The organism is Cupriavidus sp. GW821-FHT07C08 (genome assembly GCF_059419025.1).
The window spans coordinates 82716-106948 of the sequence record NZ_JBWKQZ010000021.1 but is presented as its reverse complement, the minus strand read 5'-3'; the positions used below and the strand labels follow the sequence as shown (position 1 = coordinate 106948).

General features: G+C 64.9%; 20 protein-coding genes and 2 pseudogenes. 9 read left to right on the top strand and 13 right to left on the bottom strand.

The window, feature by feature from the left end:
• Nucleotides 1–85: 85 nt before the first annotated feature.
• The 4 genes and pseudogenes from AC07UK_RS24475 to AC07UK_RS24460 form a co-directional block, all read right to left on the bottom strand.
• Nucleotides 86–772, bottom strand: coding sequence for a TVP38/TMEM64 family protein (locus AC07UK_RS24475; RefSeq protein WP_436224209.1), 687 nt, complete (start codon nt 770–772; stop codon nt 86–88).
• Between the two features lie 113 nt (nt 773–885).
• The gene (locus AC07UK_RS24470; protein ID WP_494686361.1) at nt 886–2688 is read right to left on the bottom strand and encodes a sulfatase family protein; all 1803 of its coding nucleotides are present in this window, start codon (nt 2686–2688) and stop codon (nt 886–888) included.
• Nucleotides 2689–2930: 242 nt separating this feature from the next.
• The gene (locus AC07UK_RS24465) at nt 2931–4325 is read right to left on the bottom strand and encodes a hypothetical protein (RefSeq protein WP_436224207.1); all 1395 of its coding nucleotides are present in this window, start codon (nt 4323–4325) and stop codon (nt 2931–2933) included.
• A 216-nt stretch (nt 4326–4541) separates the two neighbouring features.
• Nucleotides 4542–4952: pseudogene (locus AC07UK_RS24460) on the bottom strand (MerR family DNA-binding protein); the annotation flags it as partial.
• A 324-nt stretch (nt 4953–5276) separates the two neighbouring features.
• Between AC07UK_RS24460 and AC07UK_RS24455 the strand changes: the two are divergent.
• From AC07UK_RS24455 to AC07UK_RS24440, 4 genes are all read left to right on the top strand, one after another.
• Nucleotides 5277–6260 (top strand): 2-keto-3-deoxygluconate permease, encoded by a 984-nt coding sequence (locus tag AC07UK_RS24455; RefSeq protein ID WP_436224206.1) that lies wholly within the window; start codon nt 5277–5279, stop codon nt 6258–6260.
• A complete protein-coding gene (gene dtnK, locus AC07UK_RS24450; RefSeq protein ID WP_494686362.1) occupies nt 6257–7504 on the top strand; it encodes a D-threonate kinase in 1248 nt (415 codons plus the stop codon). Before AC07UK_RS24455 ends, dtnK begins: the two co-directional genes overlap by 4 nt.
• A gap of 36 nt (nt 7505–7540) precedes the next feature.
• Complete coding sequence (gene pdxA / locus AC07UK_RS24445) at nt 7541–8542, top strand: 4-hydroxythreonine-4-phosphate dehydrogenase PdxA (RefSeq protein ID WP_042875749.1); 1002 nt, start codon at nt 7541–7543, stop codon at nt 8540–8542.
• 79 nt (nt 8543–8621) lie between these two features.
• Entirely contained in the window at nt 8622–9401 is a 780-nt protein-coding gene (locus AC07UK_RS24440) for a DeoR/GlpR family DNA-binding transcription regulator (protein WP_436224204.1), read from the top strand.
• Between the two features lie 13 nt (nt 9402–9414).
• Here AC07UK_RS24440 and AC07UK_RS24435 read toward each other — a convergent pair whose 3' ends face one another.
• Entirely contained in the window at nt 9415–10389 is a 975-nt protein-coding gene (locus AC07UK_RS24435; RefSeq protein ID WP_436224203.1) for a Bug family tripartite tricarboxylate transporter substrate binding protein, read from the bottom strand.
• A gap of 373 nt (nt 10390–10762) precedes the next feature.
• Between AC07UK_RS24435 and AC07UK_RS24430 the strand changes: the two genes are divergently transcribed.
• Both AC07UK_RS24430 and AC07UK_RS24425 read left to right on the top strand, forming a co-directional pair.
• Complete coding sequence (locus AC07UK_RS24430) at nt 10763–11287, top strand: DUF4142 domain-containing protein (protein WP_436224202.1); 525 nt, start codon at nt 10763–10765, stop codon at nt 11285–11287.
• 59 nt (nt 11288–11346) lie between these two features.
• Entirely contained in the window at nt 11347–11664 is a 318-nt protein-coding gene (locus AC07UK_RS24425) for a cupredoxin domain-containing protein (protein WP_436225335.1), read from the top strand.
• A 22-nt stretch (nt 11665–11686) separates the two neighbouring features.
• Here the strand turns inward: AC07UK_RS24425 and AC07UK_RS24420 are convergent, their stop codons facing one another.
• The 4 genes from AC07UK_RS24420 to AC07UK_RS24405 form a co-directional block, all read right to left on the bottom strand.
• Complete coding sequence (locus AC07UK_RS24420; protein WP_436224201.1) at nt 11687–13243, bottom strand: UxaA family hydrolase; 1557 nt, start codon at nt 13241–13243, stop codon at nt 11687–11689.
• Nucleotides 13240–14844, bottom strand: a complete 1605-nt coding sequence (locus tag AC07UK_RS24415; RefSeq protein ID WP_436224200.1) for an aldehyde dehydrogenase (NADP(+)) — start codon at nt 14842–14844, stop codon at nt 13240–13242. Before AC07UK_RS24415 ends, AC07UK_RS24420 begins: the two co-directional genes overlap by 4 nt.
• Before the next feature lie 36 nt (nt 14845–14880).
• Nucleotides 14881–16212 carry an MFS transporter gene (locus AC07UK_RS24410; protein WP_436224199.1) on the bottom strand — a complete coding sequence of 444 codons (1332 nt, stop codon included), beginning with the start codon at nt 16210–16212 and terminating at the stop codon, nt 14881–14883.
• Nucleotides 16213–16345: 133 nt separating this feature from the next.
• Nucleotides 16346–17545: a fumarylacetoacetate hydrolase family protein gene (locus AC07UK_RS24405; protein WP_494686363.1), complete on the bottom strand. Its 1200-nt coding sequence runs from the start codon at nt 17543–17545 to the stop codon at nt 16346–16348.
• A 149-nt stretch (nt 17546–17694) separates the two neighbouring features.
• Here AC07UK_RS24405 and AC07UK_RS24400 point away from each other — a divergent pair, with 149 nt between their 5' ends.
• Nucleotides 17695–18633: a LysR substrate-binding domain-containing protein gene (locus tag AC07UK_RS24400; RefSeq protein WP_010812605.1), complete on the top strand. Its 939-nt coding sequence runs from the start codon at nt 17695–17697 to the stop codon at nt 18631–18633.
• A 78-nt stretch (nt 18634–18711) separates the two neighbouring features.
• Here AC07UK_RS24400 and AC07UK_RS24395 read toward each other — a convergent pair.
• The 4 genes and pseudogenes from AC07UK_RS24395 to AC07UK_RS24380 form a co-directional block, all read right to left on the bottom strand.
• Nucleotides 18712–19236 (bottom strand): annotated as a pseudogene (locus AC07UK_RS24395) (cytochrome b/b6 domain-containing protein); the annotation flags it as partial.
• 25 nt (nt 19237–19261) lie between these two features.
• Nucleotides 19262–19528, bottom strand: a complete 267-nt coding sequence (locus AC07UK_RS24390; RefSeq protein WP_041228530.1) for a PepSY domain-containing protein — start codon at nt 19526–19528, stop codon at nt 19262–19264.
• A gap of 113 nt (nt 19529–19641) precedes the next feature.
• Nucleotides 19642–20955: a hypothetical protein gene (locus tag AC07UK_RS24385; RefSeq protein WP_494686364.1), complete on the bottom strand. Its 1314-nt coding sequence runs from the start codon at nt 20953–20955 to the stop codon at nt 19642–19644.
• Complete coding sequence (locus tag AC07UK_RS24380; protein ID WP_436224194.1) at nt 20955–21920, bottom strand: LysR family transcriptional regulator; 966 nt, start codon at nt 21918–21920, stop codon at nt 20955–20957. Before AC07UK_RS24380 ends, AC07UK_RS24385 begins: the two co-directional genes overlap by 1 nt.
• A gap of 116 nt (nt 21921–22036) precedes the next feature.
• On the opposite strand from AC07UK_RS24380, the gene AC07UK_RS24375 reads away from it, so the two are divergent.
• A complete protein-coding gene (locus tag AC07UK_RS24375) occupies nt 22037–23017 on the top strand; it encodes an amidohydrolase family protein (RefSeq protein ID WP_494686365.1) in 981 nt (326 codons plus the stop codon).
• 32 nt (nt 23018–23049) lie between these two features.
• On the top strand, nt 23050–24018 hold the full coding sequence (locus tag AC07UK_RS24370) for a Bug family tripartite tricarboxylate transporter substrate binding protein (RefSeq protein WP_436224192.1): 969 nt from the start codon (nt 23050–23052) through the stop codon (nt 24016–24018).
• Nucleotides 24019–24233 lie beyond the last annotated feature (215 nt).

The window sequence follows — 24233 nt, the reverse complement described above, 5'->3', positions numbered from 1 at the left end:
GGCCTTGAATGACCGATTCGGCACAAACGTCGGTTGACCGGCCATGGGGCGGAAGTAGTCTCCCGCAGACCTCTGGCAGCACCGTTCAGTGCCGCTGCAGGCCGCCCGACCTGTGCTTCCTGACCGCACGAAGCACCAGGCCCGCCAGCACCGCGACGACCGCCAGGATGCCGACGGCGATAAGAAAAGGTAAGGGCCGATCGATTGCCAGGCTTTCGCCGGCGATGACGATCCCAAACGCATAGCCCGCTTCGGCGATGGCCATCGCGGCCAGGAATTTGCGTAAGGGGTAATGCATGGAGCCGAACAGATAACCGGGAATTTCCGACGGAACTGCGATACAGAACAGCAGCACCGCCCAGAACTTCATGCGCTGCGACACGTAGTCCCGGTACTTCGCCAGCTTGTCCGCGTAACCACTACGGGCGAGCAACGGATAGGCCAGGCGGCCGATGCCGAAGGCGGCAGCAGCGCCCAGCAGCCAGCCGCCCCAGAGGAGAACAACGGTGAGCGGCTTGCCCCACACCTCGGTGGCCAGCGGCACCAGGACCACGCTCGAGGCGAAAGCGAGCATGGCGGACACGGCCGAGAACAGAAAGAAGACCAGCGCGCCTGCCTCGGGGTGCTGTTCCATCGTTGCCCGCGCCCAGGCGATGGCCTGGTCGGTGAAGCCCTTGAACGGAGGCGACAGCAGGCCGATCAGCACCGCCACGGCGACGCCCGCAAGCCAGAACCAGATGGCGCGCCGATTAACAGACAATTTGCTCACCATACGAAATTAGAACCGCGGGCCGGGCCAAAGTTTCGAGGTGAGTCTGTGGTCCTCTCATCCCGCCAGAACGATACCCGTTGCGTGCCTTGATGGCCGGCGTCGGGCCGGTGCGGTCAGGCTCCCGCCATCGTTTCCGCAGTGACATCCCATCCTGCGTCAATGCCACCGGGCAGCATCTGGCCACGGTCCTCGCCAACCTCGGCATCAATCAGCTGATTCAGCTTTTCGTTCATGGCGACCAGTAGTTCCCGTTGCTTTTCGCCTGCCGCCAGGTTGTTCATCTCGAAGGGATCGGTCTGCAGATCGTACAACTCCACGTCGTTGAACCGGTAGAGCTCCTCCACGGTTTTCGGCTTGTTATGCTGCCTGGGAGAAAAATACCGTGCAAAGCTGTAGCGTCCATCGTAGACCGAACGCACCGCGCCGCGCTTCATCAGATCCGGGCGGATACCGGCCTGCTTGAGCTGGTCGGGCTTGCCACCGCCCTGCAGATGGGCAACAGCCTTGAAAAGATAATCGCCATCCAGGTAAGCCAGCATGTTGTAGCAGAACAGCGCACCATCGCGAATCGCATTCGCTTCGGCTGCGTCAGGCTTCGCAAGCAAGCGGGAAAAATCCTTTCCCGGTAATCCCTTGGCGATGGTTGCGCGCTTGTCAATCGAGACGCCAGTCAATGCAACCAGGGTGGGCGCGAGGTCCAGATGTGAGGTGACGGCGCGACACTGCTTTCCACCTTGATAGGCGGGATGGGCAATGACCAACGGCACGTTGTTCTGCTCCCGATAGGAGACGGCCCCTTTTGCGTGGAGCTGGTGGGCACCGTCCATGTCACCATGATCCGATGTCAGGATTACGATGGTCTTGTCGGAGAGACCTGCAGCATCAAGCTCGCCCAACAGGGCAGCGATGTTCCGGTCGACATCCCGCATGCAGTTCAGGTAATAGTTGTGACGCCGGTGCCAGCGCGCGTCTTCATTTGGAATGGCGCCGACCAGGGCGTCATGCGAGCGCAGGAAATCGCGGTGTGCCGCAGGGCGCCCCGGCGCGTCAAGCGCCTGTTTCCGGCTTGCCGGCAGCATGAATTGCCACTGCTTGCCGTATAGCGGGTCGGCCGGGTCGCGCGCGACATGTGCGAGGCCGCGCATTGCCTGAACCTCGGTGCCGGGCGCGTCGGTGTCGTAGAACATCACGTCGTGCGGGTTGACCAGGTTGACGGCAAGGAACCATGGCTTTCCCTGTGCCGCCAGCTCACGCCCTTTTCCGCGCAGCCAGCTCACACCCATTGCAGTAATCACCCCGTCGTGCAGGTACCCACCGCTGGTGTGGGCAATAATGTCGCCGATTCCGATGTAGTCGGAGAAGCCATAGGCTTCCATTTCCTGAGTGAAGATCTTGGTTGGCGTGCCAAGCTTGTTGACGGTCTCGAATTCCTTGGTGAGGTGCCACTTGCCCTTGTACGCGGTGTAATAGCCGGCGTCACGAAGCATGTCACCGAGTGTCCGTATCTCTGTTGACATGCTGCTAATCCACGGGAAGTTCGTGTTATCGAACATCCGGGTGTGCTGGATATGCTGGCCCGTGTAAAGAACTGAGCGGGACGGGGTGCAAACACATGAATTTATGCGGTGATTGACAAAGGTCGTACCGCGCTTCATCAAGCGTTCATGTGCAGGCAGGCCATAGCCCTTGGGCAACTCGCCAGGTCGGAAGTAGCGTTCCTGGTCAACAAGGATAAACAGGATGTTGTACGGTCCCGATGCCGGGTTCCCGGCGGCCTGGGCCGCGTCGCTTGCCCCGGCTGGCGCATCCTTGGCATCCGCGCCTGCGCCAAGCCCCAATGCCATGGTGCCAACCCCGGCAGTCAGGAGGAAATCGCGCCGCGTCAATGTGCCGCCAGGCTTGTTGTCGTTGCTCATTGGCTTCTCCCTGCCTGTTTGCGCGGCCCATGGCGGGTGGATGCTGTGCTGCTGCAGGCCCGCCCAGGCATGCGTAAGGCAGTCTAGCAAGCACGTTTTCTGCCGCCAAGGCAGGGTGCGGCGCCGGCAGGACGCGATTGTTGGCAACCACACACATTCGCGGTTCAGGCAGTCGAACTACGTTTCGCAGATGATCGGAGTGCGGACAAAATTCCCTACACCCTGGGACTGCGCTTGCCGGTTCACAACATATCCTCGATGGGATCTCGTTGCGAGCGAATCTCCTCGGGGCTCAGGACGATATAGCCCAGCGACTTCAGCAACTGCACCGCCTCCAGCTCTGCGTCCAGGTACACCGGCCGTTCCGGACGGCGCGGGCGCGGCGCGGCCGGCAGCCATACGGCGCTGGCTTGCGCGGCGGGCGCTGGCTGGCCGTCAGGCCATCGCGCGGTCAGGATGCGGCAATGCTCCAGGTTGGGCTTCCAGGCGACGTCCACGGCGGCATTGAACCTGGCGGTGCAAAGCCGCAAGCGCTTCAGCGCCTTCAGCCAGTTGACGAAGGCATCGCGCTCCGGTGGCTGGTAGCCCTTCAGCAAGGTAGCCAGGCTGTCCTGCGCAGTGGCGCTGTCGGCTGCCTGGTCGTCTTCCAGCAGGGCAAGCTCAAGCGCCACGTGCTGGCGGCCGTCCTGGTCATAGATCGCGCAGTCTGCATCCAGTACGCCTTCGCGCAGCAGCTCGCACAGCAGTACCCAGGCCCTTGGATTCTTGTCGAACCGGCCTTCGAGGGTCGGGTCGATCTGGCTGAGAATTTCCGGGATGGGGCGCGCCTCGTCTGACTGGATGGCCAGGGCGAATGCCATCGCGTTGTCGGACGGCCTGGCACCGCTTGCCAGCAACTGCAATGACGCTTCCCAGAGTTCGCGGATTTCTGCCGCAGTATCCACGGCATGCATCCATGCATAGTCCTCCAGCGCTGCGCACAGCCTGCGCGCGGGCCGGGCCAGCTGGCCGGCCAGCGTCTTGATAAAACCCGTGCAATGCGCGCAGCGGCATTCCAGGCGGCCCGCATGCAGGAAACCGGCATACAGCCGTTCCTGGTGTCCGCAGTGTGCGCATTCAAGTGAGAAGCCGCCTTGCCGTGCCGGCCGCTGCGAGGCGAGCAGCCCGTCGACCTGATAGTGCGCCAGTCCGTCGCAGCACGGGCAAATCCATTGCAGCTTGTGCGCGCCGTCCCGAGGCCGCGCTGCGCGGTCGAACTGGCGCTCGATGGTGCTGCGCGGGATGCCCTGCGCGCGCCCGACCACGTCTGCGCTGTAGCGCCAATAGCAGTACGAGTGGGCGGCAGCGGCCACCTCCGGAGAGAGGCGCTGCAGATCCGGCAGCAGGCGGGGGCTGTGCCGGATCTCGTCGGCCATGGCATCGATCTGCGCTGGCCCGCCCGGCATCACCGCCTCAAGGGCGGCGCGGCTCTGTTCCAGGAAATCGGGCACGTAGACCCGGCGGATGTAGTCCTCATTCTCGAGCCAGAGCAAGTGGCCGGGGAGGGCTTCCAGTACATCAACCCCCTCCCTGACTTCCGACATGCCGGCGCAGGCGAGAAACGTGAACGGCTTACTAAACAGGAAGGCGTCTGTCATATTGTCGTCAACGGAGTATCCCGCCCACGAGCTGGCAACATGCCTCGTGTGCGATGGGTCACCACCCCGTGACTCGGCTAAGCAAGCGCACGGAAAGCGCAATCCTGATGGCGCTTTCCGTTCCGGGGACTTCCCCCTTCTTGTTTTCAGATCCGTGGGACCTGTGCGGATTTTGCATCTGCCGCTTTGGACAGCATAGGCGAACCTGACGCCTCGTTACAGAGGAATTCCTTTTCTTGACGTCCTCGTCCTACGACCTGGGAGACTCGCCGGGGCGCCACTGTTGCCATCCTGATTCATTCGCTCCAGGACCCTCCTGGCCTTGCCCTCGCAATCTTCGCCTTCCCTGGTGCCGTTGATCTCTTCGATCAGTGCGACGAGGCGGTGCCTGCTCTGCGCCAGGCGCTGCTCCAGCAACTCGATCTCATCGACCTTGCGCCGCAGGGCCTGGAGGAGTTGGTCATGCGGCCACTTGTCCAGGTCTGGTGGCAGGATGGCTCGAATCTCTTCCAGACAGAAGCCCGAGCCTTGCGCGCACGTGATGATCTCCAGCCTGGTCAACGTTTCCGGTGCGTATTCGCGATAGCCGTTGGCTTGCCGCTGCGCGGGCTCGAGCAGGCCGCTCGCCCACGTAGCCGGATGCCAAGCTCAATGCCGTAGCGAGGCGGCTCAATGAGCGCCCCTCGTGCCCATGCAGCGAGGTGTCCACCCCGCATGTTGCAGGACACAAGGGAGTGACCTGTGGTGCCTTTCTGAGCTCGCTACCCTGGTCGGTTGCTCCAAGCCGACTGAACGCCAGCATTTGGCCGCGCATGTGATCCATTCGATCACATAAATGATTGAACTGGTCAAATTCAATCCGCTGCACTACACTTCGACGACATTTGATCGTTTCAATCAAATGTTTGCTCGAAACATACAAGGCCGCATCCTCAGCGGCAGGAGACAACCATGCAGATTTCTATCAAACGCGCCATCGAGCGCGTGCCCGGCGGCATGATGATCGTGCCGCTGCTGATCGGTTCGCTCGTTGCCACGTTCGCGCCGGATGGGCCGAAGTTCTTTGGATCGTTTACCGGCGCGCTCTTTACGGGTGCCCTGCCCATCCTCGCGGTGTTCTATGTCTGCATGGGCGCAAGCATCAACATCAAAGCCACGCCTTACATTCTCAAGAAGGGCGGCGTGTTGTTCGGCACCAAGGTCGGCACGGCCATGGTGTTGGGCGTGATCATGGGGCACTTCCTGGGCGAGGCGCCGATCAGTGCCGGAATGTTTGCCGGCTTGTCGACGCTTGCCGTGGTGGCAGCGATGAACGACACCAACGGCGGCCTGTACATGGCGCTGATGGGCCAGTACGGCAAGCCTGAAGACGTGGGCGCCTACAGCATCATGTCGCTGGAGTCCGGCCCGTTCCTGACGATGGTGACACTGGGCGTGGCGGGTTTGTCCGCGTTCCCATGGCCGACGATGGTCGGCAGCATCCTTCCGCTCATGCTCGGCATGTTGCTGGGCAACCTGGATCGGGAGATGCGCGATTTCCTGGGTAAGGCGGTGCCGGTCATGATCCCTTTTTTCGCGCTGGCGCTGGGCGCTGGCCTGGACCTGCACAAGGTCTGGCAGGCGGGCATGCTGGGTCTCGGCCTTGGTGTTGCCGTGGTGGCTGTCACCGGCTGCGCGCTGTACTTCGCTGACCGCCTCACCGGCGGCACGGGTGTGGCAGGTGTCGCGGCCGCCAGCACCGCCGGCAATGCCGCCGCCGTGCCGACGCTGGTAGCAGCGGCTAATCCGGTCTACGCGGAATCGGCCAAGAGCGCCACGATCCTGGTGGCCGCCTGCGTGGTGGTCACCGCCGTACTGACGCCATTGGTGACCGCCTGGGTTGCCCGCCGCGTGGCGGGCAAGGAGGCGGAGGCGTTGGTGAGGACCGCCGCATGAGCTGGCTTATCATCGCCGACGACCTGTCAGGCGCTGCCGACTGCGCGATCGGCTACGCCATGTCTGAAGCCCGGACCGTCGTAACGCTGGAGGCGGCGCCCGCGGGCGTGGACCTGTCGCAGGCCGACGTAGTGGCTTGCGATGTCGACAGCCGCCGCCTGGCGCCCCAGCAGGCGGCGGCCCGCAATCTCGAAGCCTGGCATCGCGGCCAGGGCGCCAGCCGGCGGCTGTACAAGAAGATCGATTCCACGTTGCGAGGCAACTGGGCTGCCGAAACCGCGGCGCTGGCGCCACTGGCAGGCCTCGCCATCGTCGCGCCGGCCTTTCCGGCCACTGGCCGCACCACGTCCGGCGGCTGCATGTTCGTGAACGGCCAGCCGCTGGAAGACTCCGACATCTGGCGCCTGGAAGCGCTTACCGGACGTGCCGACCTTGTCGCGCTACTGGCCGCGCAGGGGCTGCGGGCGACCCTGTTGCCGCTGGGCGCGGTGCGCGCGGGTGACGCGGCCCTGCGGCTAACCATCGCCGGACTGGGGCGCGAAGGCGTGCAGGCCGTCGTATGCGATGCGCAGACCGAGCAAGACCTGGCAGCGCTGGCCGCGGCCACGGCGCAACTCGACGTCCCCGCATTCTGGGTCGGCTCGGGCGGCCTGGCTCGTGCGCTGGCTGCACCATGCCTGTTCGAGGGCGGTGCGCCGCAGCCGCTGCCTGCCCCTGAGGGCGGCCCGGTCCTGACGCTGGTCGGCAGCCTCTCAGGCATCTCCGGGCGACAGGCCGCGTGCCTGCGCGAACGCACCGGGATGCAGTCGCTGGTGGTTTCGCCGCGGATCTTGCGTGAAGGCGCGGGCCACGCAGAGTGGGACGCCGTGCAGCAATTGATCACCGAGTGCCTGCGGGCAGGCGGCGACCTGCTGGTCAGCATAGGTCGCGACGACGCGTTCGACCCGGGCGAAGGGCCGCGCCTGAGCGCCGCACTGGCGCAATTGTCCCTGCCCGGCTTCCAGCATACGCGCGGCCTGATCGCCACTGGCGGCGAGACAGCCCGGGCCATGCTCACGGCGGCCGGCATCGGCGCCCTGATGCTGCGGCGCGAAGTCGAGCCCGGTGTGCCGTTGTCCGACACGCCTGCGCTGCCCGGCGTGCCCGCGCGCCGCGTTGCTACCAAGGCCGGTGCATTCGGCTCCGAGGCCGCCCTGTGGCTTGCGTGGCAGGCTATGACTGAATCCCGCGCGCCGTCAGCCTGACGGCGCGCCGCGCCACACTGAACAAGAGACACATAAATGAGCGACTACCTCCCCGTCATCGGTATCACCATGGGCGATGCCACGGGCATCGGCCCCGAAGTCATCGTCAAGAGCCTTGCGCATGACAGCGTTCGTGCGCAATGCCGCCCGCTCGTCATCGGCGACGCGCGCCGCCTGGAACTGGCCGGCCGGCTCGTCGGCTCGCCGCTCAAGGTGCACGCCATCCAGGCCCCGGAGGAAGCGCGCTTCCAGTCCGGCACCATCGACTGCATCGACCTGGGCCTGATCCCGGAAGACCTGCCCTTCGGCAAGCTGTCCGCCGTCGCCGGCGATGCCGCCTTCCGCTACATCGAGCGCGCGGTGGCGCTGACCCGCGACGAGAAGATCGATGCGATCTGCACAGCGCCGCTGAACAAGGAAGCCCTGCACGCGGGTGGTCACAAGTTTCCCGGCCACACGGAAATGCTGGCGTACCTGACCGGCACCCCGGAGGTGTCGATGATGCTGGTGGCGCCGAAGCTGCGCGTGATCCACGTCACCACGCACATCGGCCTGCTCGACGCCATCCGCAAGATCGAGCCGGGCCTGGTCCAGCGCACGATCGAGCGCGGCCATCAGACGCTGCAGCGCGCTGGCATTGCATCGCCGCGAATCGGCGTGTGCGGCATCAATCCGCACGCCGGCGAGAACGGCCTGTTCGGCCACGGCGAGGAGGAGGAAAAGATCATCCCGGCGGTCGAGGCCTTGCGCGCGCGCGGCTGGGACGTGGAAGGTCCGCTGCCCGCCGACACGCTGTTCTATCGCGCCGGCCGCGGGGACTTCGATCTGGTGGTGGCGATGTACCACGACCAGGGCCACGGGCCGGTCAAGGTGCTCGGCCTGGAGGCCGGCGTCAACATCACGGTGGGCCTGCCGGTCATCCGCACGTCGGTGGATCACGGCACCGCCTTCGACATCGCCGGCAAGGGGATCGCCGACGAACGCAGCCTGCTGGAGGCGCTGCGCCAGGGCGCTGAGCTGGCCACGCGCCGCGCCTGAGCCATCGGCGCGCGCCGGGGCTGGCGGCTCCTGTAAGATCGGGGATCGTTGAGGATCCCCCATTTTCATTTCGCCTGCCATGAAAGCCGCCGACCGCCGCCGCGCCATTCTCGAACTCGTGCTCTCGGGCGAGGTCGCCAATGTCGAACAGTTGACCGGCAGCCTCGGGGTTTCCGTGGCCACGGTGCGCCGCGATCTTACCGCGCTGGCTCGCGAGGGTCGCATTGTGCGGACCTACGGCGGCGCCGCCGCGCTGATGCAGGTGGGCGGCCACGAGCCCGAGGCTTCGCTTGAGGAGCGCAAGTCGCTGCAGCGTGAGCAGAAGGAAGCCATTGCCCGCCTGGCGGCGAGCTTCGTGCAGGACGGCGACGCCGTGCTGCTCGATAGCGGCACCACGGCCGCTGCGCTGGCTCGGCAGCTGGGGGCGCGCGAGGACCTCCATGTCTACACGACTAACCTGCTGGCCGTCACCGCGCTCACCGGCCTGCCCGGCATCCGCGTGACGCTGATTGGCGGCGACGTGCGCCCCTCCAGCATGGGCACCTTCGGTCCGCTGGCCCAGGTAACGCTGTCGCGCATCAGCGTCGACAAGGCGTTCCTTGGCGCGGACGGCGTGGTCGCAGGCGTGGGGCTGTGCGAAGCCAGCGCGGAGCAGGCCTACCTGAAGGAGTGCATCATCCGCCAGGCGGCCGATATCTTTGTGCTGGCCGACGCTACGAAGCTGGGCCGGGCACAGCAGCAGCACTGGACGCCGCTCGACCGCGCATGGACGTTGATTACTGATGCGGCGGCCACGGCCGAGCAGTTGGAACCGTTCCAGGCATTGAAGCAGGTACGCGTGGCGGTCGCCCCCGACTAAAGTTCATACCCTCTTAGTCAACCGTTGCGCCTGTGTCCCGAACGATCTTCCCCAGTCGCGTGGTTTCGCTGCGGATCAGCGCGCCAAAGGCCTCCGGGGTGCCACCAACCGCCGGGGTTCCGATCGCCTCCCAGCGCTTGCGGAACTCGGGATCCTTGAAACTCGCGTTGATCACGGTATTGAGCTTGATCACTATGTCACGCGGCGTCGCGGCCGGCACGGCGATGCCATGCCATGCTACGAAGTCGAACCCTGGCATGCCCGACTCAGCCAGCGTCGGTACGTCGGGCAACGCCGGCACGCGAGTCTTCGTCGTCACCGCGAGCGGGCGAAGCTTGCCAGCCTTGATATAGGGCAGGGAACTCGCCAGGATGTCAAACATGACCGGCACCTGACCAGCCAGCACGTCGTTTAGCGCTGGCCCAGCGCCTTTATAGGCGACATGCTGCATCTTCGTGCCGACTTCCGTATTGAACAACTCTCCGACCAGGTGCTGCGGCGTGCCATTGCCGGCCGATGCAAAGCTGTAGTCGCCCGGCTTGTTCCGGAGCGATGTGATGAAGGATTTCACATCCTTGGCCGACCTGTCCGGATGGACTTCCAGCACCAGCGGGAACGCGGAAATCTGGATGACTGGCGCAAGATCTGCCTGCGGGTTATACGGCAAGCGCTTGTACAGGGTCGGGTTCACGGCCATGGGCCCGCTTGCGGCAAGCAGGATCGTGTAGCCGTCAGGGGCGGCTTTGGCAACGACATCCGTTCCGATATTGCCGCCCGCACCGGCACGGTTCTCCACCACTACCGGCACGCCAAGCCGCGACTGAAGGCTGGCCTGCAGCAGCCGCGCCATCAGATCAGTGGGCCCGCCCGGCGGATAGGGCACGACAAAATGGATGGGCTTGGACGGGTAGGCATCCGCCGCCGCCACGACGTTTGCGGCCAATGCCAGCAACAGGCCTGCGCAAGCAGGTCCCAGTCTGCTCTTCATAGATATCTCTCCACCTCGGTTATGGTCGTATCCCTGCCGTGTTGCGGATCTGCTGACCGCTTGACGGCGTCTTGGGGTGCCTGCCGAAGTATAGGGAGGGCGAACCTATCCGAGAATCCGCATTTTTTGATTGATTGATCTTCTGCGCAGATAAGGCGGCCGATACGTTTGCCCGGATCCCAATCGAACAGGTAGCCGACCACGATGCGGAAGTGTCGAGACACCATGAAGACCGCCGCGAAGCGCGTGCGCCAAGGCGGGCGGCGTGACGTCAACCGCCGGGCAGGCGATCGCGACACAAATAGTTCACAACGTGACAGAGTTTTCTATACTCCTTATTGCCAATTCGATTTGAACAATAGGATATGACGCCATGAAACTTGCAAATTTCGCCTTGGCTGCGGCCATATTGTTTTCGGCAGGCACGACGTTTGCCCAGGATGCTGTCAACGACGCGCAGATCGCCTCGATCGTGGTCACAGCAAATCAGGTCGATATCGACGCCGGGAAATTGGCAAAAAGGAAGGCATCTGGCAAGGACGTGAAGGCGTTCGCGCAACAGATGATCACGGATCACACCGGTGTCAACAAGTCGGCCACCGCCCTGGTAAAGAAGCTGAAGGTGAAGCCAGAGGGCAATCCGACCAGCACAAGCCTCAAGTCGGATGGCGACAAGAATCTCAGCAAGCTCAAAGGTCTCAAGGGTGCGGAGTTCGATAGCGCCTATATCGACAATGAGGTGACTTATCACCAGGCCGTGATCGACGCGATGGACAAGACGTTGATTCCCGGCGCCAAGAACGATGAGCTGAAGGCGTTGCTGGTGAAGGTTCGTCCGGCCTTCGTGGCGCATCTTGAGCATGCCAAGCAAATCCAGGGTTCGCTGGGCAAGAAGTGACAGAGCGCGTGGATCGCACCGGGAGCCGGCATCGGCTTGCTGCCTGGATTCCGCTGCTTATGGTGGCGGGGAGCTGCGCCAGTTGGCCGGCGCTTGGCCGGCCGGCTACCCATACCGTGCTGATGGACGGTACTGCATATGTACCGCGGACACTCGCCGTCCGGCGCGGTGACGTTGTCGTGTGGGTCAATAAGGACCCGTTTCCGCATACCGTGACCGCGTCGGGCGGCGGCTTTGATTCCAAGTCCATCGCCCCGGGTAAGTCGTGGAAATACACGGCAAGGAAGACCGGCGTGTTCCCGTACACCTGTACCTTGCATCCGACCATGACAGGCACGCTCAGCGTGGGGTCGAATGCAAAGGCCAGTGGCGAATGACGCCTGCCGCGCCGATGCCCCGTCAGGTGATCGCGCCAAGCTGCCAGGGAACGAACTCGTTCTGGCCATAGCCATGCAATTCGCTCTTTGAGCGCTGTCCCGACGCTGCCGCCAGCATGAGGCGGAAAATCTCTTCCCCAAGCGCGTCGATCGTCTGCGAGCCATCGATCACGGTGCCGCAGTTGATGTCGATATCCTCCTGCTGGCGCTGCCACAAGGCGGTATTGGTGCCGAGCTTCAGGGACGGGGACGGTGCACAGCCATAGGCGGAGCCGCGCCCGGTGGTAAAGCAGATCAGGTTGGCGCCGCCAGCTACCTGTCCGGTCGCCGAGACCGGATCGTAGCCAGGGGTGTCCATGAAGACCAGGCCAGCCGCCTCCACCGGCTCTGCGTAGCGGTATACGTCGACCAGGTTGGTGGTGCCGCCCTTGGCCACGGCACCGAGCGATTTCTCCAGGATGGTGGTGAGCCCGCCCGCCTTGTTGCCGGCGGACGGGTTGTTGTCCAGGCTGGCGTTCATGCGCGCGCAGTAGGCTTCCCACCAGCGGATCCGGTCGAGCAGCTTGTGCCCGACTTCCGGCGAGACGGCACGGCGCGTCAGCAAATGCTCGGCGCCATAGATCTCCGGCGTCTCCGACAGGATGGCGGTCCCCCCGTGCGCCACCAGCCGGTCGACGGCTGCGCCAAGCGCGGGATTGGCGCTGATGCCGGAATAGCCGTCGGAGCCGCCGCATTGCAGTCCGACCACCAGGTGGCTGGCATCGACGGGCTCGCGTCGCACCCGGTTGGCGTCGGGCAGCATCGCCTTGATCTGCTCGATGCCTGCCGCCACGGTACGGGCCGTGCCGCCGGTGGCCTGGATGGTCATGGTTTTCAGCGCGGCGCCGCGCGTCAGTCCCTCGCTGTCGAGCAGGCCGTCGATCTGGTTGGTTTCGCAGCCCAGCCCGACGATCAGCACGGCGGCAAAGTTGGGGTGGCGCGCATAGCCCGCCAACGTGCGTCGCAGCAGCGCCAGGCCTTGGCCTTCGCCATCCACCGCGCAGCCTTGCCCGTGCGTCAGGGCCACCACGCCATCCACGTTCGGGTAGTCTGCCAGCGCCTGCGGATTGAGCTCGCGCCGGAAATGCTCGGCGATGGCGCGTGCCGCGGTGGCAGAGCAATTGACGGAGGTAAGGATGCCGATGTAGTTGCGCGTGCCGACCCGCCCATCGGCGCGGACGATGCCCATGAATTGCGCGCGCTGCGCCGCGACCGGGGCAGGGCGCTTACCGGCGCCAAACGCGTAGTCGCGCTCGAACGCGCCGATGGCCAGGTTGTGGGTGTGGACGTGCTCGCCTGGCGCAACCGGGCGCGTGGCGAAGCCGATGACCTGTCCGTAGCGGCGCACCGGCGCGCCGGCCTCGAGTGCGCGCACTGCCAGCTTGTGCCCGGCGGGCACCAGGCCGCGCACCACCAGGCCTGCGCCGAGGCGCGCGCCTGCCACCAGTTGCGCACGCGCGATGACGACATCGTCATCCGGATGCAGCCATATGACGGGTTCGGCGGCGGTTGCTGCTTCCTGTTCCAGGGCGATGTTCATGCTGCGGCCTCCAGATCGTGCGCGCCTTCCAGCGCGGCGCGTGTCGGCACGCCGTCGACCAGGCGCGCCAGCTGCCACGGGTTACGGTCGCGCAAGGCCGGTGGGAGCACGGCATCGGGATAGTTCTGGTAGCACACCGGGCGCAGGAAGCGCTCGATGGCAGCGCTGCCGACGGAGGTGCCGCGCGCATCGGTGGTAGCCGGGTAAGGGCCGCCGTGGACGATGGCGTCGCTGACTTCCACGCCGGTCGGGTAACCGTTGAAGAGCAAACGGCCGACCTTGCTTTCCAATAGCGCGATCAGCGCGGCGTGGTGATGAAGGTCACCGTCATCGGCCATCAGCGTGGCCGTAAGCTGGCCGCGCATCCGTTCGGCAAAGGCCAGGAAGTCGTCTTCGGAATCCAGCGCGACGATCACCGTCGACGGGCCGAATACCTCCTCCTCCAGCGGACGATTTTCCGCAAACAGCACGCTGCGATCGGCCTTCAGCAAATGCCCGCCGATGCGGCCGTCCGCTTGCTTTGACACCAGGACTTCCACGCCGGGGACTTCGCGCAAGCCGGCCAGCCCGCGCTGGAAGTTGTCCCGGATGCCGGCGCCCAACATGGGCTGCGGCTCGGCCAGCGCCAGTGCCGTGCCGAGTTCGGCGAGGAACGCATCGAATGCCGGCGAGCGGATGCCAAGCACCAATCCCGGGTTGGTGCAAAGCTGGCCGCAGCCGAAGGTGACCGAGGCCGCCAGTTCGCGCGCAATCTGCGCGCCGCGCGCGGACAGTGCCGAGGGCATCAGGAACACTGGGTTCACGCTCGACATCTCCGCAAACACCGGGATCGGATCCGGCCTCGATTGCGCCAGATCGAACAAAGCCCGCCCCGCAGCCAGTGATCCGGTAAAGCCCACTGCCTTGATGTGCGGCGCCCGTACCAGTGCCGCGCCGGCGGCTGCGGTGCCGAACACCATGTTGAAGACGCCCGCCGGCGCACCGCAGCGCGCGATGGCGCGTTGGATTGCATTGGCCACGTATTCAGACGTGACCATGTGGCCCGGATGTGCCTTCACCACCACCGGGCAGCCCGCTGCCAGCGCCGAAGCCGTGTCGCCGCCGGCCACCGAGAATGCGAGCGGGAAATTGCCTGCGCCGAAGACCGCCACCGGACCCACGCCGACGCGGTACTGCCGCAGGTCGGGTCGCGGCAGCGGCTGGCGCGAAGGCTGCGCGCGGTCGATGCGGACATCGAGGAAGTCGCCGCGCCGTACCGTGGCCGCGAACATGCGCAGCTGATTGCTGGTGCGCTTGCGCTCGCCTTCCAGCCGCGCCGGCGGCAGAGCGGTCTCGCGGCTGGCTGCCGCGATGAACGCCTGGTCCAGCGCGTCGATTTCATCGGCGATGGTCTCCAGCAGCGCGGCGCGTTCGGCCGGGCTGGTGGCGCGGAATGCGGGGAAGGCCTGGTGCGCGGCCAGCGCGGCTGCTGCAACTTCGGCTTCGGTGGCTTCGTGGAAGCTGACCGGATGCCGCTCGTCGGTCACGGCGTCGATGCTGAACAGCGGGGTGCCGGCGGCACGGCGTTCGCCGCCGATGTAGTGAAGTCCGAGGATGGTCATGTCAGGTGTTTTGAATGCAGGGAATACGGGACGCAGTCAGGCCGCCTCGGAGGAGCCAAGCCGCAACGTCGAAGCGCGGCGGGCGCGTGCGCCGATGCTCATCAGCAGCAGCACACCGACCACGCCCGCGATGGCCAGGGCCAGCATGCCCGCTTGCTGGCTATGGAATGCGGATTCAACCGCGGTCTTCAGCGTCGGCGCGATAAAGCCACCGAGATTGCCCAGCGCACCGATCAGGGCGATGCCGCTGGCTGCGGCGGTGCCACTCAGGTACGCGGTGGGCAGCGTCCAGAACAGCGGCTGGACCACGACAAAGCCGACGGTAGCCAGGCAGAAAGCCATCAGCACGGGCACCAGTTCATGCCCCAGCGTCGACAGTGCGATGCCGGTGGCCGCCATCGCGAGCATGGCCATGGCGAATTCCCGTTGCTTGCCCCTGGCATCCGCGATGCCGGTGATCAGGCGCAGGGAAACCAGCGCGCACAGCCACGGAATCGCGGTGAGCAGGCCGACCTTGGCACCGATCGCCGTGCCGGTCAGCTCGGAAATACGCGTCGGCAGGTAGAAGATGACGCCGTAAACGCTGACCTGGATGGCGAAGTAGATGGCGACGAAACGCAGCACTTGCCAGTTGCCGAGCGCGCTCAGTGCGGTTGCCGGGCCATGCGCGGTCTTCTGGCTGTCTTCCGCGGCGATAGCGGCTTCGAGCGCAGTCTTCTCGTCGGCGTCCAGCCACTTGGCATCGCGCGGCTTGCTGACCAGATAGAAGAAGGCGATCACGCCCACAACCGACGCTGCCAGGCCTTCGATGATGAACATCCATTGCCAGTTGCGCAGGCCCAGCTGGCCACCCATCACATCGAGCAGCAGCCCCGAGACCGGCCCGCCCAGCACCAGTGCCACCGGCAAGCCGAAGTAGTAGACGCCGAGCGCCTTGCCGCGCTGGCTGGCAGGGAACCAGTAGGTCGAGAACAGGATCACGCCCGGCGAGAAGCCCGCTTCGGCGACGCCAAGGATAAAGCGCAGCACGTAGAACGAGGTCTCGTCATGCGCGAACATCATGGCCGCCGACGCCAGCCCCCAGGTGACCATGATGCGGCTGAGCCAGACCCTGGCGCCGACCCGGTGCAGGATCAGGTTGCTGGGGATTTCGAAGACGGCATAGCCGATGAAGAAAATGCCGGCGCCAAGCGCATAGGCCGCGTTGCCGATATTGGAATCGACCATCAGGGCTTGCTTGACGAAGCCGACGTTGGAGCGGTCGAGCATTGACAGCGCGAACATCAGTGCAAGGAAAGGCGCGAGGCGCAGGCGGGCCTTGCTTACCGCGCTTGCGAGCGGATCTCGGTTGGCAGCTTGAGTCTGCATGGGTTTGTCTCCGGTACGAAGCCGCGCGTCGCGGCCTCATGTCATGGATTGCGGCATCCCCGTCTTTTGCTTGCGCGAGGGTAGCTGCGGTGTTCAGGGCGGGGCGCCGTGGCGCCCGTTCAGAAATCGCCGTTCAGAAAGTGGTGTGGCCACGTGCGGCCAGGTTGGCCATCAGGGCGCGTACGCCGAACGTCCACGGAGCGATACGGTCGCTGCGGCCCACGCGGTTGACCAGGCTGCCAAGCTGGCGGCTGGAGATGGTGACAAGATCACCATCCTTGTGGGTGAAACCGCCGCCCGCCGTGTCGCGGTCTTCCACCGGCGCGAACAGCGTACCGAGGAACAGCATGGCGCCATCGGGATACTGGTGGGTCGCCCCCATTGCCTGCTCGGCCAGCTCCAGCGGGTCGCGCGTGATCTGGTCCATCGAGCTGGTGCCGGACAACACGAAGCCGTCCAGGCCATCGACGCGCAGATCCACCGTCGCCCGCCGCACGTCGTCGAGCGAGAAGCTCTGGTCGAACAGGCGCAGGAACGGACCGATCGCGCAGGAGCCGTTATTGTCCTTGGCCTTGCCCAGCAGCAGCGCACTGCGGCCCTCGAAGTCGCGCAGGTTGACGTCATTGCCCAGCGTGGCGCCGAGCACATCACCGCGGCTGTTGATGGCCAGCACGATCTCCGGTTCCGGATTGTTCCATGCCGAGCCGGGATGCAGGCCGATTTCCGTGCCGGTGCCAAGCGCCGAAAGCAGCGGTGCCTTGGTGAAGATCTCGGCGTCCGGGCCGATGCCCACCTCGAGGTATTGCGACCACATGCCATGCTCGATCAGCAAGGCCTTGAGTTCGCCCGCCTCGCGGGAACCCGGCCGGATCCGGGACAGGCGCTCGCCCACCAGCGCCTGGACCCGGTTGCGGGCCTCGGCGGCGCCTTGCGGGTCTCCCTTGGTCTGCTCTTCGATGACACGCTCGACCAGGCTGCCGGCAAAGGTCACGCCTGCCGCCTTGATCACCTGCAGGTCGCATGGCGTCAGCAGGCGGGCCACGCCGTCGCTGCCGCGCTGATCGGCCGTGTTGGCCAGCAAGTCGTCGAGCTTGCCGATCCAGCGGCCGGGCGTATTGTGCACGACTGCCACCGGGTCACCCTGTTCGAGCAGGGTGCTCATGGTCGGGGCGACATCCGATATGTCGAATACCCCATCCGGCCGCAGGACCACGACAGCCGGGCCGGCCGGAACGCCGTCACCGGCCGGGATCCATGCGCGGCCGACCAGCGTCCCCGCCAGCCCGTCGGCAGGAAGCGTTTGCGTAGCGCTGAGCGTGAGCGGCAATGCCATCGATTGTCTCCACTGATGTTGTTGTCATGAGCGCCGCGACCACCGCAGCGTTGGGTGGAACTCTACGTGGCAGTCCGATAAACATCCAATCGATTATTGGGTAGAATCGATTCCGTTTAGTTATTGATTCAGCCGGGTTTACCCCCTTCATGGCCAGACAAACCGCTTCCGCCCCTTCCGCCGTGCTCGCCAAGCTCCGCTTCCGGCACCTGCAGCTGTTGGATGTGCTGGGACGCAGCCGCAACCTGCGCATCGCGGCCGAACAGTTGCATATCACCCAGCCGGCTGCCACGAAGATATTGAGCGACATTGAAGACACCCTGCAGGCCAGGCTGTTCGATCGCTTGCCAAGGGATATGCGCCCGACCGAACTGGGCGAGTTCGCGCTGCGCTACGCGTCGACGGCGCTGGCCGAGCTCGGCAAGTTTGTGAGCGAGCTGGAAGCGCTGCGGGCCGGCGGGCACGGCCATCTCACCGTTGGCGCGATTTCGGCGTCGGCCGCGCAGGTGGTGACCACGGCGATCCGCGAGATCCTGCAGCAGCGCCCGCGGCTGGTCGTCAAGCTGATCGAGCAGAGCAGTGACCAGCTCGCCGTCTGGCTGGAAGACCGGAAGCTGGACATCATGGTCGGGCGCCTGACCGAGCCACGGCACCAGGCGATCTTCGATTTCGAGGCACTGTCACCAGAGCCGGTATGGGTCGTCTGCCGGCCCGGACATCCCCTGCTGGACAGGCCCAGGCTGGAAATTGCCGACATCGGCGCATGGCCGTGGATCCTTTACCCGCAGCTCACCGCCATCCGGCAACTGTTCGATGAAACCATTGCGGCGGCAGGCATCCAGGGCCTGGTCGGCATGGTGGAAACACCGTCAATCTTTTCCACGCTGGAACTGCTGCAGGCGACGGATATGCTTTCGCTGCAGCCGCGCGCCGTGGTCGAGCGCTTCGTCGCGGAAGGCATGCTGGCGCACGTGCCGGTGCCGATCCGGCGCGCCATGTCGAGCTACGGCATTGTCACCCGCAAGAATGAGCTGCCGTCGGAGGCCATGCTGCAGTTCATGGCGGCGTTACGGGCGGCCGCCCGGTGAGACGGCACGGGGATCGGAGATAGCAGGCGGGTCCGATGAGCTGGCCGGTTCGCCGTCCGCGGCAGATGGCTTGCGTTGATCCGCCGGTTTCCTTCCGGTCACCATGGACAGGATCAGGTTCTCCCTGTGCAACCGGCTCATCAGAATCGCGGCGACAACATGCACGCTCACCAGCGCCAACAGCACGTCGGCGAGGACGCCATGGAGGTCCTTGGGCCAGTCTTCGCCCCAGAACATATCCAGTCTCGACATCCAGCCGGTGGCGGCAAGTGAAAGGATGAGGATCCACAGCACCAGCATCATCAGCGCGCCAAGTGGATTGTGGCCAAGGTGGCGGGGCGGACGCCCGGCAATGGCAGCCTTGACGTAGGCAACCACGCCGCCGCGGCCGGGAACCCATTCGCGGATATTCCCGGCGCCGCTGCCCACCATGCCCCACGCCACGCGGACAAGCACCAGGCACGCGGCCGCGTAGCCAAGGTTGCGGTGCAGCGGCCCGCCGGAATCCTCGTACAGGTCCCAGAGCACCAGTGCCGCCACGCCCCAGTGCGTGAAACGGACAATGGGATCCCAGACCTGGACAGACTGGCGCGAAGGCTTCATGGCGCGGCGGCGGGGAGGTGCGGCGTTACTTCTCGATTTCCGCCTTGACTATGTCCAGCGTCTTGGTATCGAAGTAGATCTCCGCCTTCTTTCCTTCCTTGGTCGTGCCGTAGATCTCGTAGCAATTCCCGTCGACCTTGAACTTCTTGATGTTGTAGCCCTGCGCTTCAATCTTGGCGCGGGCATCGCTCTCCTTCATCCAATCGCTCTTGGGGTGCGCGGGACATTTCGCGCTGGCCAGCGCGGAACCGGACACCAGGATCATTGCCATCAGCGCGCCAATTCTAAGCATGAGACGTCTCCGTATCGTGGGAGCAATCAGCATAGTGCACCCAATAATGATTCGCAATCAGCGGCAGTACTACTTGGCAGGGCTTGAGGTTCTGCTGCGGCCCGGCTTCGAGTTCAACCCTTCCTTTGCCGGATCAACTGCATCAGCTCCTCGCGGTTTGCTTCCAGAATGGACCGGACCGACGTTGAGGGCCGGCGCCTAGCTCGATCAAGGAACGCTTCCGGCAGGAAGTAGTCAGACAGAGCGTCCATGCGTTTCGGCCCGAGGCGGTTGCCCAACCATTCGGCCACATCGCTATCGAAGAACGGGAAGTTCTTCTTCGAAGGCCGATGCACGGCGATCGCCCTCAACTTCGTGGTGTTGATGATGTCTGATACGTCGCCGTCGAAGCTGAGCACCTCCGCCACATAGAAGTCCACGTGAGGAGCCTGGTCAGGAGTGACGGAGGTCAAGGCATCCAGGGCGCGAGGAATGTACATGTCCCAAGCGCAGTTTCTGATCAACGCCAGGGGATCGGCATGGTTCTGGATGGAATTGAGCTTCTTGGAAATTCTTGATCGGTTGCTGCGAAGCAGGATGTCACCGCAGACGATCAACTCCCGTAGCATGATCGTGGACAGTTTTTCGTGCATGTAGTCGACCAACTGCGCCAGCTTGTGCTCCTTGGCCTTCTTGGAACTCAGCTCGATGATCTGGCTCCGAACCAGGATGGCCTCCATCAGATCGAGCTGGTCCTCCAGGCCCGCGAAAAGCCCAGCCTTCAGGCCCCGTTCGAATTCCGCAATCAGGCCGGTGGCGAAATTCTCTGCACTCTCACGGAACTCCGCGCGGAAGCGCCGACCCCATTCCGCAGTCAGCCTGCTGCCGGACGACGACAGCGCATGGATCGCGGCTACTGACTCTTTGCATCTGGCGACCGTCTCATCGTTCCAGGACCGGAGCGACTCCCACAGATAGAGATAGGGGTTGAGCTGTTGCAGCCTTGGTCCGATCTGGTTGATCAGATCAGCCCAGTTCAACGCTTCCGGAGATGGGTCGTCCTGGTAGGCGATCTTGCGAATATAGGTGGCCGCATTGGAGTCTACGAACATGGCCGAGCCGCCGTGAAAGCCCATTGGCCCGGATTGCGAGACAAATGGCGCGTCCATCAGCCATAGCGATTTCCCGCGGAATACAGACGTCGCAACGCCGGAGGGGCCTAGTGCCTGATCCAGCAGCTTGATGGATCCGGCGTCGCTCTCCTCCGCAAAGATGATCTGCCATTCTTCCAATGCGGCCGCGTTCTTCTCGAACCGGCGGTGGGCTTCCAGCGCATTGGGAGCTGAACAGATTTCCTGCACGAGTTGCTGGTCGGAGAGTTGTTGGGATGGTGTTCGTTCGGGAGATGCGGACATTGGAGAGGTCGAGAACAGGTGACTGGAGGTCATCAGAACCGTTCCTTGCACAGGGTCTTCAGCGTGCGCACAAAGGTCGCCATGGTGGGTGAGTCACCCGCACCCTGGCGCCGGTAAAGCGCCACCGGCGGCAGCGGCCACTCCAAATCACAGGGCACGCTGGCCACGCGCGCGCGGGTGGAGAGATCGTGCGCCACGTCGGCGGGCACGATGGCCACCATCGACGGGTTGCGCTCGATCATGCGGCCGACGATCTTGAGCGAATGGGTTTCGATGGCCGGCACCGGTGGCTCTTCGCCCACGTGCAGGAACAGGTCCAGCACCGAGGCGCCCAGTGCCGTGCCCGCGGGCGGCAGGACCCAGTCCATGGTGGCGAGCTCGTGCCAGTCCAGCGCACGCTTGCTCAGATGCTTGGCAGTCTTGAGGTGGCACACCAGCGCGGGGCGCTGGCGGAACAGGATGTCGCAGCGCAGGTCACGCACCTGCGCCGCACCGCGCGCGCGTGCCACCACGCCTTCGAGCCTGTGCTCGCGAAGCAGGGCCAGCAGGCGGTCGCTGCTGGCTTCCTCCACCGAGAACACGAACGGCCCGACCTGCTCGCGCGTGTGCGAGAGCGTGTCGCACAGCAACTGGCCTGACAGGTAGTGGATCACGCCGATGCTGAGCCGCTCGGTGAAGCCCAGGCGGGCTGCGGCCATGTCGTTGGCCCAGTCCTGCAGGTCGACCAGCAGGCGCGATGCGCGCGAGATCGCGATGCGCCCCACGGGCGTGGGCGTGACGCCACCGCGTTGCCGCGTGAACAGAGCCGTGCCCATCATGGATTCGATCTCGGCCAGCATCTGCGTCAAGTAGGGCTGGGTCACCCCCCATTCCTGCGCCACGCGGGAGAGCGAGCCGTACTCGCTCAGCGCGACCAGCAGGTTGAGCTGGCGTGCCTTCAGGCGCGAGCGCATGCGGCCCAGCGTTTCAAGGGCCAGGGCGGTGAGTCGATCTGGCATAAGTATTTACTTATCCTGGTATCAAGATATCTGTCAATACGTTTATGCCAGATCGCTACAGTAGCGTCTAGGCCTCGATCGAACATCCGTCACTCACACACCACAGGAGCCCCTTGATGCCTGTCATTGATGTTCACACCCACATCTTCACAAAACCCTGGCTGGAGCTGCTCAAGCGCAAGGGCGGCCTCTACAACATCCAGCAGCGCCCCGACGGCCAGCACGAGATATTCCGCGGTGACACACCCGTGGTCATCCCACAGAAAGGTCACTTCGACTACGATCTACGCATCCAGCACATGGACGCGGCCGGCATCGACATCTCAGTCATGTCGCTGACTTGCCCCAATGTGTTCTGGGGCGACGAGGAAACCAGCTGCGAAGCGGCGCGCGAATCCAACGATTCGCAGGCGCAGGCGCAGGCGGCTCACCCGAGCCGGCTGCGCTGGTTCACCTCGCTGCCCTGGGAATACCCGCAGCGCGCGCTCGACGAGCTCAAGCGCACCTGCGACAACGGTGCGAGCGGCGTCATGGTCCTGGCCAACATCGCCGGCCGCAGCCTGACCGACCCGGCCTTCGCACCCATCTGGGCCGAAATTGACCGTCGCGCGCTGCCGGTGCTGGTGCACCCCACGGACCCGCCGGGCGCCGACCTGATGGACATGACGAAGTTCGACCTGAGCTGGTCCGTGGGCTTCATGTTCGACACCACGCTCGCCATCACGCGCATGATCTTCGAGGGCTTCTTCGACCAATACCCCAACCTCAAGATCATCGCCTCGCATGCGGGTGGTGCATTGCCCTACCTGGCCGGCCGTTTCGGGAAGGGCCACGAGGTCGAGATCCCCCAGCGGCGCAAGATGCAGCGCACGCCCATCGACTACCTGCGCCACATCCACTACGACTGCATCTCGTACAGTCCGGCTTCGCTGGAGTTCCTGATTTCGGTCGTCGGCGCCGACCGCGTGATGTTCGGCACCGACTGGCCGCACCAGGTTCACGACACGCTTGGGTCCTTCGCCAATACCGAGCGGCTGTCCGCCGCGCAGCGCGATGCCGTGCGTTCGGGCAATGCCATGCGAGTATTCGGTTTCTGATCGACTTCGGCTGACCAAGGAGACTCATCACCATGATGAAGCGACGCGTTTTCAATCGGGTGGCTGCAACCATGGCGCTGGCCGCCGCGCTGCCCATGGGCGCCCTCGCCCAGGACAAGCCGCCCCTCAAGCTGCTGGTCGGCTTCGCGCCCGGCGGCTCGGTCGATGTCGTGGCGCGGCTGCTGGCCGAGCGCCTGCGCCTGCCGCTCGGCCAGCAGGTGATTGTCGAGAACAAGCCCGGCGCCGGCGGTCGCCTGGTGCTTGGGGAAGTCAAGCGCGCGCCGGCCGACGGCAACACGCTGGTCATTTCGCCCAGCGGCGCGTTGGTGATCTCGCCATGGCTCTACCACCTCAACTACGACCCGGTGAAGGACTTCACGCCCATCGCGCGTGTGGTGACCTTCGACTTCGCGGTGACGGCGGGTCCGGCGGCGCCGGCCGGCGACATCCGCGCGGTGCTGAACTGGCTCAAGGCCAGCCCGGCCCGCGCCAACTACGGCACTTCGGGCGCGGGCACCGTGCCGCACTTTGCGGGCGTGCTGCTGTCGCAGGCCTCAGGCGTGCCGCTCACGCACGTGGCCTACAAGGGCGGCGCGCCGGCGGTGTCCGATCTGCTGGGCGGACAGATTCCCATCATGGTGGACACGATATCGGAGACCATCGAGCATCACCGCGCGGGCCGCCTGCGCATCCTCGCGGTCACGGGTAACGCGCGATCGCCGGCGCTGCCCGATGTGCCCACGCTCAAGGAGTCCGGAATCGACGCCACAGCGGAGGCCTTCGTCGGCCTGTTCGCCCCGGCAGGCCTGCCGGCCGACAAGGTCAAGCGCCTGTCCGACGCGATCGCCGAAGTGCTCAAGGCGCCCGATCTCCAGGCGCGCATCCGCGAGATCGGCCTGAATGCGAACTACGCCGGCCCGCAGCAGCTCGGCGAGACCCAGGTCGCCGAGCTCAGGCGCTGGGAACGGCCCATCAAGGCATCGGGCTATAAGGCCGAGTGACGTTGCCGCCGATGCGGTGCTGCAGTTGTGCGAGCGCGAGGAAGAGGCCGCCAGGCGCGCGAGTACCGCTCGGCGCTGACGAAAGACATGCCAGAGGAAATTCGCCCGGTGCTACTGCGTTCAGTACGAGGGCATGCAGAATTATCACGAACGCATCCACGCCATGCGTGGCATGCAGATTCACTGATGCGCCGAATCACGCCTGATTGACCCGA

What these genes read in the sequence shown, in the direction of transcription:
- AC07UK_RS24430 (WP_436224202.1), top strand. Translation starts at nt 10,763, where the DNA reads ATGAAACTTGCAAATTTCGCCTTGGCTGCGGCCATATTGTTTTCGGCA.
- AC07UK_RS24470 (WP_494686361.1), bottom strand. Translation starts at nt 2,688, where the DNA reads ATGAGCAACGACAACAAGCCTGGCGGCACATTGACGCGGCGCGATTTC.
- AC07UK_RS24375 (WP_494686365.1), top strand. Translation starts at nt 22,037, where the DNA reads ATGCCTGTCATTGATGTTCACACCCACATCTTCACAAAACCCTGGCTG.
- dtnK (WP_494686362.1), top strand. Translation starts at nt 6,257, where the DNA reads ATGAGCTGGCTTATCATCGCCGACGACCTGTCAGGCGCTGCCGACTGC.
- pdxA (WP_042875749.1), top strand. Translation starts at nt 7,541, where the DNA reads ATGAGCGACTACCTCCCCGTCATCGGTATCACCATGGGCGATGCCACG.
- AC07UK_RS24425 (WP_436225335.1), top strand. Translation starts at nt 11,347, where the DNA reads ATGGTGGCGGGGAGCTGCGCCAGTTGGCCGGCGCTTGGCCGGCCGGCT.
- AC07UK_RS24475 (WP_436224209.1), bottom strand. Translation starts at nt 772, where the DNA reads ATGGTGAGCAAATTGTCTGTTAATCGGCGCGCCATCTGGTTCTGGCTT.
- AC07UK_RS24410 (WP_436224199.1), bottom strand. Translation starts at nt 16,212, where the DNA reads ATGCAGACTCAAGCTGCCAACCGAGATCCGCTCGCAAGCGCGGTAAGC.
- AC07UK_RS24380 (WP_436224194.1), bottom strand. Translation starts at nt 21,920, where the DNA reads ATGCCAGATCGACTCACCGCCCTGGCCCTTGAAACGCTGGGCCGCATG.
- AC07UK_RS24390 (WP_041228530.1), bottom strand. Translation starts at nt 19,528, where the DNA reads ATGCTTAGAATTGGCGCGCTGATGGCAATGATCCTGGTGTCCGGTTCC.
- AC07UK_RS24400 (WP_010812605.1), top strand. Translation starts at nt 17,695, where the DNA reads ATGGCCAGACAAACCGCTTCCGCCCCTTCCGCCGTGCTCGCCAAGCTC.
- AC07UK_RS24465 (WP_436224207.1), bottom strand. Translation starts at nt 4,325, where the DNA reads ATGACAGACGCCTTCCTGTTTAGTAAGCCGTTCACGTTTCTCGCCTGC.
- AC07UK_RS24455 (WP_436224206.1), top strand. Translation starts at nt 5,277, where the DNA reads ATGCAGATTTCTATCAAACGCGCCATCGAGCGCGTGCCCGGCGGCATG.
- AC07UK_RS24370 (WP_436224192.1), top strand. Translation starts at nt 23,050, where the DNA reads ATGATGAAGCGACGCGTTTTCAATCGGGTGGCTGCAACCATGGCGCTG.
- AC07UK_RS24385 (WP_494686364.1), bottom strand. Translation starts at nt 20,955, where the DNA reads ATGACCTCCAGTCACCTGTTCTCGACCTCTCCAATGTCCGCATCTCCC.
- AC07UK_RS24440 (WP_436224204.1), top strand. Translation starts at nt 8,622, where the DNA reads ATGAAAGCCGCCGACCGCCGCCGCGCCATTCTCGAACTCGTGCTCTCG.
- AC07UK_RS24435 (WP_436224203.1), bottom strand. Translation starts at nt 10,389, where the DNA reads ATGAAGAGCAGACTGGGACCTGCTTGCGCAGGCCTGTTGCTGGCATTG.
- AC07UK_RS24415 (WP_436224200.1), bottom strand. Translation starts at nt 14,844, where the DNA reads ATGACCATCCTCGGACTTCACTACATCGGCGGCGAACGCCGTGCCGCC.
- AC07UK_RS24405 (WP_494686363.1), bottom strand. Translation starts at nt 17,545, where the DNA reads ATGGCATTGCCGCTCACGCTCAGCGCTACGCAAACGCTTCCTGCCGAC.
- AC07UK_RS24420 (WP_436224201.1), bottom strand. Translation starts at nt 13,243, where the DNA reads ATGAACATCGCCCTGGAACAGGAAGCAGCAACCGCCGCCGAACCCGTC.